The organism is Plantactinospora sp. BB1 (assembly GCF_003030385.1).
In the GTDB taxonomy this organism is placed as follows: domain Bacteria; phylum Actinomycetota; class Actinomycetes; order Mycobacteriales; family Micromonosporaceae; genus Plantactinospora.
The window spans coordinates 1,282,903-1,296,767 of sequence record NZ_CP028159.1 but is presented as its reverse complement, the minus strand read 5'-3'; the positions used below and the strand labels follow the sequence as shown (position 1 = coordinate 1,296,767).

Annotated in this window: 10 protein-coding genes; 7 read left to right on the top strand and 3 right to left on the bottom strand. The window is 70.3% G+C overall.

The features are described 5' to 3' along the window. Nucleotides 1-4: 4 nt before the first annotated feature. Nucleotides 5-1,183: an ADP-forming succinate--CoA ligase subunit beta gene (sucC, locus tag C6W10_RS05570; protein WP_107257114.1), complete on the bottom strand. Its 1,179-nt coding sequence runs from the start codon at nt 1,181-1,183 to the stop codon at nt 5-7. Between the two features lie 402 nt (nt 1,184-1,585). Between sucC and frc the strand changes: the two genes are divergently transcribed. From frc to C6W10_RS05545, 5 genes are all read left to right on the top strand, one after another. Continuing rightward, a complete protein-coding gene (gene frc / locus C6W10_RS05565) occupies nt 1,586-2,815 on the top strand; it encodes a formyl-CoA transferase (protein WP_107257113.1) in 1,230 nt (409 codons plus the stop codon). Between the two features lie 122 nt (nt 2,816-2,937). Next, nucleotides 2,938-5,103 carry an acetate--CoA ligase family protein gene (locus C6W10_RS05560; RefSeq protein WP_107257112.1) on the top strand — a complete coding sequence of 722 codons (2,166 nt, stop codon included), beginning with the start codon at nt 2,938-2,940 and terminating at the stop codon, nt 5,101-5,103. Between the two features lie 152 nt (nt 5,104-5,255). Beyond that, the gene (locus tag C6W10_RS05555) at nt 5,256-6,809 is read left to right on the top strand and encodes an Nramp family divalent metal transporter (protein WP_199853875.1); all 1,554 of its coding nucleotides are present in this window, start codon (nt 5,256-5,258) and stop codon (nt 6,807-6,809) included. 40 nt (nt 6,810-6,849) lie between these two features. Continuing rightward, a complete protein-coding gene (locus tag C6W10_RS05550) occupies nt 6,850-7,428 on the top strand; it encodes a hypothetical protein (RefSeq protein ID WP_107257110.1) in 579 nt (192 codons plus the stop codon). Next, nucleotides 7,425-8,450, top strand: a complete 1,026-nt coding sequence (locus C6W10_RS05545) for a TerC family protein (RefSeq protein ID WP_107257108.1) — start codon at nt 7,425-7,427, stop codon at nt 8,448-8,450. The genes C6W10_RS05550 and C6W10_RS05545 overlap by 4 nt, the downstream gene beginning before the upstream one ends. Before the next feature lie 7 nt (nt 8,451-8,457). On the opposite strand, the gene C6W10_RS05540 is transcribed toward C6W10_RS05545, so the two are convergent. Further along, nucleotides 8,458-8,667: a hypothetical protein gene (locus tag C6W10_RS05540; RefSeq protein ID WP_107257106.1), complete on the bottom strand. Its 210-nt coding sequence runs from the start codon at nt 8,665-8,667 to the stop codon at nt 8,458-8,460. Between the two features lie 633 nt (nt 8,668-9,300). On the opposite strand from C6W10_RS05540, the gene oxc reads away from it, so the two are divergent. Continuing rightward, nucleotides 9,301-11,034 (top strand): oxalyl-CoA decarboxylase, encoded by a 1,734-nt coding sequence (oxc, locus tag C6W10_RS05535; protein ID WP_107257104.1) that lies wholly within the window; start codon nt 9,301-9,303, stop codon nt 11,032-11,034. 512 nt (nt 11,035-11,546) lie between these two features. Beyond that, nucleotides 11,547-12,908, top strand: coding sequence for an NAD-dependent succinate-semialdehyde dehydrogenase (locus C6W10_RS05530; RefSeq protein WP_107257102.1), 1,362 nt, complete (start codon nt 11,547-11,549; stop codon nt 12,906-12,908). A gap of 126 nt (nt 12,909-13,034) precedes the next feature. Here C6W10_RS05530 and C6W10_RS05525 read toward each other — a convergent pair whose 3' ends face one another. Continuing rightward, nucleotides 13,035-13,796, bottom strand: a complete 762-nt coding sequence (locus tag C6W10_RS05525) for a GntR family transcriptional regulator (protein WP_101365491.1) — start codon at nt 13,794-13,796, stop codon at nt 13,035-13,037. Between the last annotated feature and the right edge of the window lie 69 nt (nt 13,797-13,865).

The window sequence follows — 13,865 nt, the reverse complement described above, 5'->3', positions numbered from 1 at the left end:
GTCGTCACGCCCCCTTGCCGGCGAGTTCGGCGGCGAGCCGCGCCGCACCGTCCATCGTGTCCACCAGCCGTACGCCCGGTAGCGCCGCCTCGGTGAGGATCTGCCGCCCCTGTGCGGCGTTGTTGCCGTCGAGCCGGACGACCAGCGGCTTGCTGATCGTCTCGCCTCTGCCGGTGAGCAGCCCGAACGCCGCGACGATGCCGTCGGCGACCGCGTCGCAGGCGGTGATCCCGCCGAAGACGTTGACGAAGACGCTGCGTACGTCGGGATCGCTGAGGATGATCTCCAGGCCGTTCGCCATCACCTCGGCCGAGGCGCCGCCGCCGATGTCGAGGAAGTTGGCCGGCCGGACCCCGCCGTACTGCTCACCGGCGTAGGCGACCACGTCGAGGGTGCTCATCACCAGACCGGCGCCGTTTCCGATCACTCCGACGGAGCCGTCCAGCTTGACGTAGTTGAGGTGTTTCTCGGCGGCCCTGACCTCCAGCGGGTCGGTGGCGCTGATGTCGACGTACTGCGGGTGCCCGGGTTGGCGGAACCGGGCGTTGTCGTCCAGCGTCACCTTGCCGTCCAGGGCCCGTACGCTGCCGTCGGCGAGCCGGGCGAGCGGGTTGATCTCGACCAGGGTGGCGTCCTCGGAGCGGAACACGTGCCAGAGCCGGACGAGTACCCGGGCCACGTCCTCGCGTACCTCGTCGGGCAGGCCGGCGTCGGCGGCCAGCCGGCGCGCGCTGTCCAGGTCGAAGCCGTCGGCCGGGTCCACCCGGGCCCGGGCGAGCGCCGCCGGGTTCTCCGCCGCCACCTGCTCGATCTCGACGCCGCCCTGCGCCGAGGCGAGGGCCAGGAACGACCGGTTGGACCGGTCGAGCAGGAAGGACACGTAGTACTCGTCGGCGATGTCGCTGGCCTCGGTGACCAGCACCCGGTGCACGGTGTGGCCTCTGATGTCCATGCCGAGGATCCGGTCGGCGACCTCCCGGGCCGCGGCGGGCCCGTCGGCCAGTTTGACCCCGCCGGCCTTGCCCCGGCCGCCGGTCTTGACCTGTGCCTTGACCACGACCCGGCCACCGATCTCGGTGGCGGCGGCGTGTGCCTCGTCGGGGGTGCTGGCCACCCGGTTGCGGCTGACCGGTACGCCGTGCTTGGCGAAGAGTTCCTGTGCCTGGTGCTCCAACAGGTCCACCGGGCCTCCCTTCTTCTCGACCTTCGGTGGGTTGCCTCCGACGGCCCGCCGGGGTGGTTCCCGGACGGGCGGCGGAGAGACGGGGGAGTGGAGACCGGACCGGGTGTGCAGAGATCGGACCGGGGTGGGGTGCCGGGGAGCGGATCCGGGCTCTGGCCCGCGCTGACGAACGGGGGTCGTACCGCCTGGGCCTCGCTGACTTCGGCGGAAAACGTCCCGCTACCCCCTAGACACCCCGCTGTTACATGCGCCACGATATTGCCTACCCCATACGGTATGCAATCCCGAGGAAGGGGCGGACCGGGCTTCCGGTCCACGGCAACCGCGACGGCAGGGCAGGGCAACCGAGGCATCAGCTCCACGGCCGGCAGTGCCGGGGCGGGGCGCGCACAGGAGGTTGGAATGGGTAAGGCGCTGGAGGGCGTACGGGTCCTCGACATGACGCACGTACAGTCCGGCCCCTCGTCCACGCAGATCCTGGCGTGGCTGGGCGCGGACGTGATCAAGTTGGAGGCACCGGGCCAGGGTGACATCACCCGTACCCAGCTACGCGACATCCCGGACGTCGACAGCCTCTACTTCACCATGCTCAACAGCAACAAGCGCAGCATCACGCTGAACATGAAGCACGAGCAGGGCAAGGAGGTCTTCACCCGGCTGGTCTCCGGAGTGGACATCCTGGTGGAGAACTTCGGCCCCGGCGTGGTGGAGCGGTTCGGCTTCCCCTGGGAGCGGCTACAGGAGATCAACCCCGGCCTGGTCTACGCCTCGATCAAGGGCTTCGGGCCGGGCCGTTACGCCAACTTCAAGGCGTACGAGGTGATCGCCCAGGCGATGGGCGGGGCGATGAGCACCACCGGCTTCGAGGACGGGCCGCCGACCGCGACCGGAGCCCAGATCGGCGACTCCGGCACCGGCATCCACCTGGTCGCCGGCATCCTCGCCGCGCTCTACCAGCGCACCCGCACCGGGCGGGGCCAGCGGGTCCAGGTCGCCATGCAGGACGCGGTGCTCAACCTCTGCCGGGTCAAGCTCCGCGACCAGCAGCGGCTGGCGCACGGCCCGCTGGGGGAGTACCCGAACGAGACCTTCGGCGACGAGGTGCCGCGCTCCGGCAACGCCTCCGGCGGCGGCCAGCCCGGCTGGGCGGTGCGCTGCGCCCCCGGCGGGCCGAACGACTACATCTACGTGATCATCCAACCGGTGGGCTGGAAGCCGCTCTGCGAGCTGATCGGCAAGCCCGAGCTGGCCGACGACCCCGCCTGGAACACCCCGCAGGTGCGGCTGAACAAACTCGACAAGGCGTTCGCGCTGATCGAGGAGTGGACCGAGCGGCACACCAAGCGGGAGGTCATGGAGAAGCTCAACGCGTACAACATCCCGTGCGGGCCGATCCTGTCGACCAGGGAGCTGATCGAGGACGAGACCCTCGCCCAGCTCGGCTCGGTGGTCGAGGTCGACCATCCCGCCCGGGGCGCGTACAAGACCGTCGGCAACCCGATCAAGCTCTCCGACTCGCAGGTCGAGGTGGAGCGCTCGCCGCTGCTCGGCGAGCACACCCTCCAGGTCCTCGGCGAGCTGGGCTACTCCGAGGAGCAGGTCGGCGAGCTGCGCGCCGCCGGCGCCGTCTGAAGCGGCCGGGCGCCGTCACGGCGGCGCCCGGCACCGCACCGCCCCACCGCTCCGTCCGACCAGAACCCGCACGTTCCCGGCCCGCCGGCCCGCCGGCACCGGCGTTTGAAGGAGACGACGTAATGCCAACCAACGACAGCAGCTACGACCGCGAGGCAGTGCGGCGGGTGCTGGACCAGGCCGCCGCGGAGGGCCGCAGTTCGCTGACCGCCCCCGAGGGGCGGCTGGTGGTCGAGGCGTACGGGATCGCCACCCCGGGTGAGGGTCTGGCCGGCAGCGCCGAGGAGGCGGTGGCGCTGGCCGAGCGGATCGGCCTGCCGGTGGTACTGAAGATCGTCTCACCGGACATCCTGCACAAGACCGAGGCCGGCGGCGTGCTGGTCGGCCTGCGCACGGCCGAGGAGGTGGCTTCCGGGTACGACACGATTCTCGGCAACGCGCGGGCGTACAGGGCGGATGCCAAGATCGTCGGGGTGCAGGTGCAGCAGCAGCTCGACTCCGGCCACGAGGTCATCGTCGGTACGGTCACCGACCCGACCTTCGGCAAGGTGGTCGCGTTCGGGCTCGGCGGCGTACTCGTCGAGGTGCTCAAGGACGTCCAGTTCCGGCTCGCCCCGACCGACACCGAGACCGCGCTGTCGATGATCGACGGGATCGCCGCCGCCGAGATCCTGCGCGGCGTACGCGGCGCCGAGCCGGCCAACCGGGAGGTACTGGCCGACCTGGTCGTCCGGCTGTCGAACCTGGTCACCGACTTCCCCGAGCTGGCCGAGGTGGACCTCAACCCGGTGCTGGCCACCGCCGCCGGCGCGACCGCGGTCGACGTGCGGATCCTGGTCGACCCGGCCGCCGCCGTGCAGCCGGAGCGCTTCACCGACGAGGAGATCCTGGCCAGCATGAACCGGATCATGCGGCCCGCCTCGGTCGCCGTGATCGGCGCCTCCGCCGAGGCCGGCAAGATCGGCAACTCGGTGATGAAGAACCTGGTCAACGGCGGCTACCAGGGCGAGATCTACCCGATCAACCCGAAGGCCAGCGAGATCCTGGACCGCAAGGCGTTCAGGAGCATCGCCGACGTGCCCGGCCCGGTCGACGTGGCGGTCTTCGCGATCCCGGCCAAGTTCGTGCCGCAGGCGCTGGCCGAGGTCGGCGCCAAGGGCGTCGCCGGGGCGATCCTGATCCCGTCCGGCTTCGGCGAGACCGGCAACCACGAGTTGCAGGCCGAGGTCGTCCGGGTCGCCCGCGAACACGGGGTACGCATCCTCGGGCCGAACATCTACGGCTACTACTACACCCCGGAGAACCTGTCGGCGACGTTCTGCACCCCGTACGACGTCAAGGGCGGGGTGGCGCTCTCCTCGCAGAGCGGCGGCATCGGGATGGCGATCCTCGGCTTCAGCCGGGCCGCCAAGATGGGCGTCTCCGCGATCGTCGGGGTCGGCAACAAGGCCGACATCGACGAGGACGACCTGCTGACCTTCTTCGAGAGCGACCCGAACACCCAGCTCATCGCCATGCACCTGGAGGACCTCAAGGACGGCCGGTCGTTCGCCGACACCGCCCGCCGGGTCTCGAAGACCAAGCCGGTGGTGGTGCTCAAGGCGGGCCGCACCGACCAGGGTGCCAGGGCGGCCAGCTCGCACACCGGCGCGCTGGCCGGCAACGACAAGGTCTACGACGACATCCTGCGCTCCAACGGCGTCATCCGGGCCCCCGGCCTGAACGACCTGCTGGAGTACGCCCGGGGCATCCCGCTGCTGCCCACCCCGCAGGGCGAGAACGTCGTCATCATCACCGGCGCCGGCGGTTCCGGGGTACTGCTCTCGGACGCCTGCGTGGACAACAAGCTCACCCTGATGGAGATCCCGCCGGACCTGGACGAGGCGTTCCGCGCGTTCATCCCGCCGTTCGGCGCGGCCGGCAACCCGGTGGACATCACCGGCGGCGAGCCGCCGTCCACCTACCGCAACACCATCGCCCTGGGTCTGTCCGACCCCCGCATCCACTCGCTGATCCTCGGCTACTGGCACACCATCGTCACCCCGCCGATGGTCTTCGCCGAGCTGGTCGTCGACGTGGTCGAGGAGTTCCGGGCCAAGGGCATCCACAAGCCGGTGGTCGCCTCCCTCGCCGGGGACGTCGAGGTCGAGGAGGCCAGCGAGCACCTGTACCGGCACGGGATCGTCGCCTATCCGTACACCACGGAGAAGCCGGTCGCGGTGCTCGGCGCCAAGTACCGGTGGGCACGTTCCGCCGGTCTGCTGGGCGGCCAACCGGACGGCCGCTGAGCGATGCACGACAGTTCCACCCGACCGGGCAGTTGGAGGGGCCACTAAGCGACACGGCGACCCGCTCCGCGGCCAAGGGTCAACGGACACAAGCGTCGGAACCGGCCCGTCCTCCGGCTCCGTACGACGTCACAGTCCCCAGGAGGTCCAGCGTGGACGCTTCGAACAGCCCTTACCCAACTCAGCCGACAAGTACCACCCCGGCGGCCGGTACCGCGGCGCTGCCCGAGCAGCGCGGCGGTGCCGTCCCGCCGGCCCCGCCCACCGAGGAACGGGTGTGGCGGGCCGGAAAACTCGAACCGATGCCGATCCGGGAGCTGCCCAAGGCTCCGCCCTCGGTCCACCTGCTCGGCCCGACCGTCTTCCTCGTCGCGCTCGGCGTGGGGATGGGCGAGTCGTACATGTGGCCCCGGCTGGTCCTGATCTTCGGACCGGAGATCCGGTGGCTCTTCCTGATCGGTGTGACCCTGCAGGCCTTCGTGATGCTGGAGATGGCCCGGTACGCGATGGCCACCGGGGAGAGCATCTTCTTCGGGGCCGCCCGGGTCTTCAAACCACTGATGTGGTTCTTCTTCAGCGTGGCGATCCTGGTCTACATCTGGCCCGGACACCTCTCCACCGGCGCCGCCGCCTTCGAGGAGGTGACCGGGATACCCTGGACGGTCAGTGCCTGTGTCGGACTGATCCTGGTCGGCGTGGTGTTCAGCCTGGCAAAGGTGATTTACCCGCTGCTGGAGAGCCTGCTCGGGATCCTGATCGGCGTACTCGTGGTCGGCACCTCGGTGGTCGCCTCCATCGTCGGCCAGTGGAGCGACGTCACCTCGACCCTCGCCGGGATGTTCCACTTCGGCTACCTGCCCAGCGAGGCGATGTCGGCGGCCTGGTTCCCGGTGATCGTCGGTGCGATCGCCTTCGCCGGCCCGTCCGGGATGCAGCAGATGTGGTACACGCTGCACCTGCGGGACTCCGGTGCCGGCATGGGCGCGCACATCCCGAAGATCCGCGGCCTGCGGCACGCGGGTGACCAGGAGGAGATGCCCTCCCGCGGCTTCATGTTCGACACCGACAACCCGGAGGAGATGAAGAAGTGGAAGGGCTGGCGGCGCTGGGTCACCTTCGACGCCCTGCTGCTCTTCTGGGGCGTCACGATGCTGGTCACCATCTCGTTCACGGTGCTGGCCCAGACCGCCGTCCGGGAGAACCCGGGCGTCGGGGACGTGATCCGCGACGGTGAGCGGGAGGCGGCGCTGACCGCGATGGCCGACGCGTTCGCCTCGGCCGGGGCGCCGGTGCTGCACGGGGTCTTCCTCGGGTTCATCGCGTTGATCGGTCTGAACGCCACGCTCGGCCTCTTCGACTCGTTCTCCCGGGGCCAGGCGGACATGACCTACCACTTCGTACCCGGGGCGAAGCGGTTCAGCATGTCGAAGCTGTACGCCGGGTTCCTCTGGGGCGTCATCACCTTCGGCATCCTGATCCTGAACTTCGGTCCGGCGGACGGCCCGGGGGCGATCCTCGACGTACTGGCCTTCCTCTCCACCTTCGCGATGGGCGCGTACTGCGTCGTCCTGCTGCTGGTGAACAACCGGATGCTGCCGAAGCCGATCCGGCCGGGCATCGTGCAGAACGCCGTGATCGGGTTCGGCGCGGTGTTCTATCTCGGGATGTTGATCTACAGTCTGATCCGGTTCGGTGTGGTCATATGAGCCGGCGAAGCGCTGTGACCGGACAGAACGGGGAGAGGACATGACCGGCGACAAAGTACGCCACCTCGGTGAGCTCGCCCTGCCGGGAGCCGGCATCGGGGCGACCGCCGGGGTGGCGGCCGCCGGGCTCGCGCTGCTCGCCGGCCAACCGGTCGGCTGGGCCCTGGCCACCGGCCTGGGGCTCGGCCTGCCGCTGGTGCTGCTCGGCGGCGGCTTCGGGCTGCTGCTGGCCACCGGCATCGCCTCACCGGGCGTCTTCGCCCCGGCGGCGCTCTACTGGTTCATCGGCTTCCCGGTCGCCCGGGTGACCCACGAGATGCTGGTCGGCCTGATGGTCGTCGGCCGGCCGGCGCTGCCGCCGGACCTGCCCGGCTTCCTGGCCTACCAGGCGATCGTCAGCCTCGGCTTCGCGATCGGGTTCAGTTGGCTGCACGAGCGGATCGCACCGGGCTGGCTGCGCCGGATCCGGCACCGCAACCCGGCCGCCGACCGGCTGTACGCCTTCTACCTGCGGCACGCCGAGGCGCAGTGGAAGGCCCGGGAGAGCCGTCGGCGGGCCCGGGCCGCCGGTCGGGGTAACGGCCGACCGGCCCTGTTCCGAGCAAAGGGAGAACTATGAACCTGCCGGTCTGGGTATGGGCCGTGACGATCGTCGGCTTCCTGGTGATGATCGCCTTCGACTTCTACCTGGTCGCCCGCAACCCGCGCGAGCCGGCCTTCCGGGAGTGCGTCGCCTGGGTGAGCTTCTACGTGCTGGCCGCCATCGCCTTCGGGTTCGCGGTGATGGGGACGGCGGGGGTCAGCTACGGAGGACAGTTCTTCGCCGGCTGGCTCACCGAGTACTCGCTCAGTGTCGACAACCTCTTCGTCTTCATCATCATCATGAGCCGGTTCGCGGTGCCGGTCCAATATCGGCAGAAGGTGCTGCTGATCGGCATCGTGCTGGCGCTGCTGATGCGGGGCATCTTCATCGCGGCGGGCGCCCAGGCGGTCGCCCGGTTCGACTGGCTCTTCTACCTATTCGGCGCGTTCCTGATCTACACCGCGGTCAAGCTGGTCGCTCCGCAGCAGGAGGACGAGTTCTCCGAGAACGTCGCCCTCCGTACGGCGAAGCGGATCCTGCCGACCACGGAGTCGTACCGGGGCGCGTCGGTCTTCGTCCGGCTGAACGGTCGGACGATGGTGACTCCGATGCTGATCGTCATGATCGCCATCGGTACCACCGACCTGCTGTTCGCGCTCGACTCGATTCCGGCGATCTTCGGACTGACCCAGGAGCCGTACCTGGTCTTCACCGCGAACACGTTCGCGCTGATGGGCCTGCGGCAGCTCTACTTCCTGCTCGGTGGCCTGCTCGACCGGCTGGTGTACCTCAGCAAGGGCCTGGCGTTCATCCTGGCCTTCATCGGCGTCAAGCTCGTGCTGGAGGCGGCGCACCACGACGGGGTCTCCTGGGCGCCGTCGGTGCCGATCGCCGTCTCGCTCGGGGTCATCGTCGGCACGCTGCTGGTCACCACCGTGGCGAGCCTGGCGAAGTCCCGGCGGGACGGGGCGGAACGACAGTCCGCCGCCACGGAGGGAGCGGGGGCCGAAACCCCCGCTACCCGCGACACCGTGACGGCGGACCGGGACGCGGTCTGACCGGTCGTCAGACCTTGATCAGGTCTTCGTCCGAGGCGGAGCCACGGAGGAAGCGCTCGATCTCCTCGTCGCTCGGCCGGGCGGCCCGACGCTGGTTCTCCAGCGCGGCCGCCAGGCCGAGCCCGAGGGAGCGGCCGTCAGCCGGGAATCCGGTCGGCAGGGCCAGCCGGTCGGAGAGTCGGGTCAGGGAACGTGCGAACGTTCGCCAGGTGGTCATGACAGCATCACTCCTGCTTGTCGGTCTTCCCGGGAAACGACGCTTCCCGGGACCGTGCGCACCGGACCGGGCGGCGTGAGACCGTCCGGGACGGTGGTCCGGCAGGACACCCGGGTGTGCCTGGTGGGGCCGGGCACACCCCGGGTCGCCGGATCTTCGCCGTCACGCCTCGTCGCGTGGCGGCCGGATCTGTGTCTGTCGCCGGATCGATGACCGGCGGGGGTCGCCCGCGGCGGCCGTGCGGGGCCGCAGCCTGGCGGCCCGGTCGGTGGTGTGAACGGTACGCCGGCCTCTCCTCTGTGGAGCTACCCGGTGCCGCGTCACCACAAACCCTCGTCCTCGTGCTCGTCCTGTCCGGCGACAGGTCCTTGTTCGACGCTCCCAGGATACCGCCTTCGGTATACAAAAAACCGATCCAGTGACCAAAGCCACCGCGTCGCCGCCCGGTCCACGACCGCCAGCTCGGCGCCGGTACGGGCCGGCCTGCCCGGAAAACGTCTCTGCCACCCCCTAGACACCCCGCTGTCACATGGTCCACGATTATTGCCTACCCCATACGGTATGCACTTCTAGGGACGGCGAGGGGAAGGACGTCGCTTCCCGTGCGCACGACGATGATGGAGGACCCTGATCATGACCATCGCTTCCCTCCGGGAGTCAGAAGCCGGCGGCCTGGTAAGTGCGAAGAAACTCACCGACGGGATCCATCTGGTCGTCGACGCGCTCAAGCTCAACGAGGTCGACGCCATCTACGGCGTCGTCGGCATCCCGATCACCGACCTGGCCCGCCTGGCGCAGGCGTCCGGCATCCGTTTCATCGGCTTCCGGCACGAGAGCGCTGCCGGGCACGCCGCGGCGGCGGCCGGGTTCCTGACGAAGAAGCCGGGAATCTGCCTGACGGTCTCCGCTCCGGGCTTCCTCAACGGGCTGGTGGCGCTGGCCAACGCCACCGTGAACTGCTTCCCGATGGTGCAGATCTCCGGCTCCAGCGAGCGGCACCTCGTCGACCTGCAACGGGGCGACTACGAGGAGATGGACCAGCTCGCGGCGGCCCGACAGTTCGCCAAGGCGGCCTACCGGGTGCACCGGGCCGAGGACATCGGCCGGGGCGTGGCCCGGGCGATCCGCACCGCCGTCTCCGGCCGACCGGGCGGGGTCTACCTCGACATCCCGGCCGCGGTCCTCGGCGAGGTCATCGATGCCGATCTGGGCGCCGCGTCACTGTGGCGGGTCGTCGACCCGGCACCGCGGCAGATGCCCGAACCCGCCGCCCTGGACCGCGCGATCGAACTGCTCGCGGGCGCCGAGCGGCCGCTCGTCGTGCTCGGCAAGGGCGCGGCGTACGCGCAGGCGGACGAGGAGATCCGCCAGTTCGTCGAGCTGACCGGCGTGCCCTACCTGCCCATGTCGATGGCGAAGGGCCTGCTGCCCGACGACCACCCGCAGTCGGTGGCCAGCACCAGATCGCTGGCGCTACGCCGGGCCGACGTCGTGCTGCTGGTCGGTGCGCGCCTGAACTGGCTGCTCGGGCACGGCGACGCACCGCAGTGGAACCCCGACGCCAAGTTCATCCAGGTCGACATCGCCAGCACCGAGCTGGACAGCAACCAGCCGATCGCGGCGCCGCTCGTCGGTGACGTCGGCTCGGTGCTGCAGGCCCTGATCGACCGGACCAAGCCGGGCCAGATCGCCGTACCGACCCAGTGGCGGGACGAGCTCTCGGCCCGCTCCGCGGAGAACGTCGGCAAGATGGCCAAGCGCCTCAAGGCCGCCGAGACCGCACACCCGATGAAGTTCCTCGGCGCCCTGCAAGCCATCCGCGACGTCCTGCGGGAGAACCCGCAGACGTACGTCGTCAACGAGGGCGCGAACGCGCTCGACCTGGCCCGCAACACGATCGGTATGCAGGTGCCGCGACACCGGCTGGACAGCGGCACCTGGGGCGTGATGGGCATCGGCATGGGGTACGCGATCGCCGCCGCGGTCGAGAGCGGAGACCCGGTCGTCGCCATCGAGGGCGACAGCGCGTTCGGGTTCAGCGGCATGGAGCTGGAGACGATCTGCCGCTACGGGCTGCCCGTGGTCACGATCGTGCTGAACAACAGCGGGGTCTACCGTGGCGACGAGGGGTCGACCTCCGAGGATCCGGCACCGACCGCCCTGCGGGCCCGGCACGACCTCATGATCGCCGCGTTCGGCGGGAAGGGCTACCGGGCGACGACACCGGCGGAGGTCACCGCCGCCCTTCGCGAGGCCCTGGCCCTGGGCAAGCCCGCGCTCATCGACTGCGTCATCGACCCCACCGACGGAACCGAGAGCGGCAACATCGCCCACCTCAACCCGAAGGGCATCACGGTACAGCGGTGAGCACGAGCGTCACCCCCGCACCGCACGGTGCGGGGGCGATGGCCGGGCGGCACCGTACCGGCCGGGCCGGCGGGGAGGGCGTCGAACGTCCCGCCCGGACGACTCGGCCGGCTCACGCGTTCTGAGCAACGACAACGACACCGGCCACCGCTCCGACGAACCCGCGGCGTGGGTGGGCGCCCCGGCGACGCGCGATCGCGTACTCGCCGTGGTGGGCGGGGCGTCCCGCATCGTGGTCGGGCCGCCCGGCGAGCTGCCGCCCCGGCGAGCTGCCGCCCCGGAGGCCGACCGCCCGTGCGGATCCGCCGGGCGGCTCCGGGTCGCCGCCACCGGACCGATCCGGGTACGACTGCCGTGGCGCTGCCCGCCGCCGTCGACCGGATCCCGGCCGTCCGGCGCGTTCCCCGCGACCGGCGAGGAGCCTCGCATCCGGCAAGCCTGTGCACAGCACGCAGGCGTAATCACAGAGTGTCCCGGCACAGCGCTGGTAGAGAACGGAGGCGTGGATCCCCATGTACACAGTTACCGACCCGGCGACGGGTGAACTGATCGAGAAGATCGAGAACGCGACCGAGGCGGAGGTCCGTGCGGCGATCGAGCGCGTCCACCACGGGTACCAGTCGTGGCGGCGTCGGCCGGTCGCCGAGCGGGCCGGCATCGTGTCCCGGGCGGCGGACCTGTTCGCCGAGCGCGCCGACGAGCTGGCGGAGACGATGACGCTGGAGATGGGCAAGCGGATCAACGAGGGGCGCGGTGAGATCGGCGTCGTCGTCGACATCTTCCGGTACTACGCCGACAACGGTCCCGCGCTGCTGGCCGACGAGCCGCTGGAGATCAGGGGCGGCAGGGCCGTCATCACCAAGAACCCGATCGGGCCGCTGCTCGGCGTCATGCCGTGGAACTTCCCCTGCTATCAGATCGCCAGGTTCGCGGCGCCGAACCTGGTCCTCGGCAACACGATCCTGCTGAAGCACGCCTCGATCTGCCCCCGGTCGGCAGTCGCGATCGAGCGGATCCTGCACGACGCCGGAGTGCCCGAGGACGTGTACGTGAACATCTTCGCGTCCAGCTCGCAGGTCCCCCGGATACTCGGGGACCCCCGCATCCAGGGGGTCTCGCTGACCGGCAGCGAGCGGGCGGGGATCTCGGTCGCCGCCGAGGCCGGAAAGAACCTGAAGCGGGTCGTCCTGGAGCTGGGCGGCTCCGACCCGCTGATCCTGCTGGACACCGACGACATGGAGCAGACGGTGCGGGCCACCGCGACCGCCCGGATGCGCAACTGCGGCCAGTCGTGCAACTCGCCGAAGCGGATGATCGTGCTCGCCGACATCTACGAGGAGTTCGTCGAGCGGCTGACCGCGCACGTGGCCGAGACCTTCGTACCGGGCGACCCCGGCGATCCCGCGACGAAGCTGCCGCCGCTGGCCTCGGTCGCCGCCGCCGACGAGGTGGCCGGTCAGGTGGAGAAGGCCGTCCGGCAGGGCGCGACGCTGCGTACCGGTGGACGTCGGCTCGACCGGCCCGGCGCCTATCTCGAAGCCACCGTGCTCACCGACGTGACCCGCGAGATGGACGCCTACTACGAGGAGATCTTCGGCCCGGTGGTGCTGGTCTTCCGGGCGGAGACCGAGGAGGAGGCGGTCGCGATCGCGAACGACTCGCCGTTCGGGCTCGGCGCCAGCGTCTGGGGCACGGATCCCGAGCGGTTGCGCCGGGTTGCCGGCCAGATCGAGTCCGGCATGGTGTACCTGAACAGCGCCGGTGGGTCGCAGGCCGACCTGCCGTTCGGCGGGATCAAGCGCTCCGGGATGGGTCGGGAACTCGGCGCGGCCGGCATCGAGGAGTTCATGAACAAGAAATCCATCCGGCTGTGAGGGGATGCGGGCCGGACTCGGAGACCCGTACGCGCACGCACCGGGCACCGTGAACCAACGCCGCACGTCCCGTCGGGAGTCGACGGGACGTGCGGCGTGACGGTGCGGGGGAGCGGGGGAGCGGGGTCAGCCCAGCGCTTCCCGTTCGGCGGCCTCCTTGCGGCGCTGGTGGTAGCTCTCCCGGGTGCGCTCGGTGTGCTTGCGCATCAGCTCGCCGGCCCGCCGGCCGTTGCGGCTGGCGATCACCTCGATCAGCTCCGCGTGCTCGTCCCAGGCCTCCCGGCCCCGGGAGCGGGCGATCGGGGAGTAATACCACCGCACCCGCCGGTCGACCATTGCGATCAGTTCGGCGAGGACCTTGTTGCCGGACATCTCCACCACGTACGCGTGCAGGGCCGCGTTCGCGTCGACCAGCTCCACCTGGTCGTCGTCCTGCAACGCCTTCTCCCCGGCGGCCTGCAACTCGCGCAGCCGCTCGATCTGCTCCGGCGTTGCCTGTCGGGCCGCCAGCCGGGCCGACTCGGACTCCAGCAGGGTACGGGTGGCGAGGAGCTGGTCGGCCTCCTCCTCGGTCGGCACGTGCACGAACGCGCCGAGCGCCGGGCGCAGGTCCACCCATCCCTCGCTCTGCAACCGTTGCAGCGCCTCCCGGACCGGTTGCCGGCTGACGCCGAGCTGGGCCGCGAGTTCGTTCTCGACCAGGTGCTCGCCGGGGCGCAGCTCACGATTGATGATCATCTCGGCGATGACGTCGTAGACCGCCTGGCGCAGCGGCGCGGGCCGCTCCAGGGGCTGCCGGACGGCCCGTGGCTCGCGACGGGCCGAGGCGAGCCGTCGTCGACCACCACTGCCGCCGGCGGGTGAGGCCGAGCCGCCCCATTCGGTCATGGACTACCTCCGGCTGCGAGAATCGATCGGGCGCTGGCGCCCCATTGTGGGTTATAGCATACAGTAGTC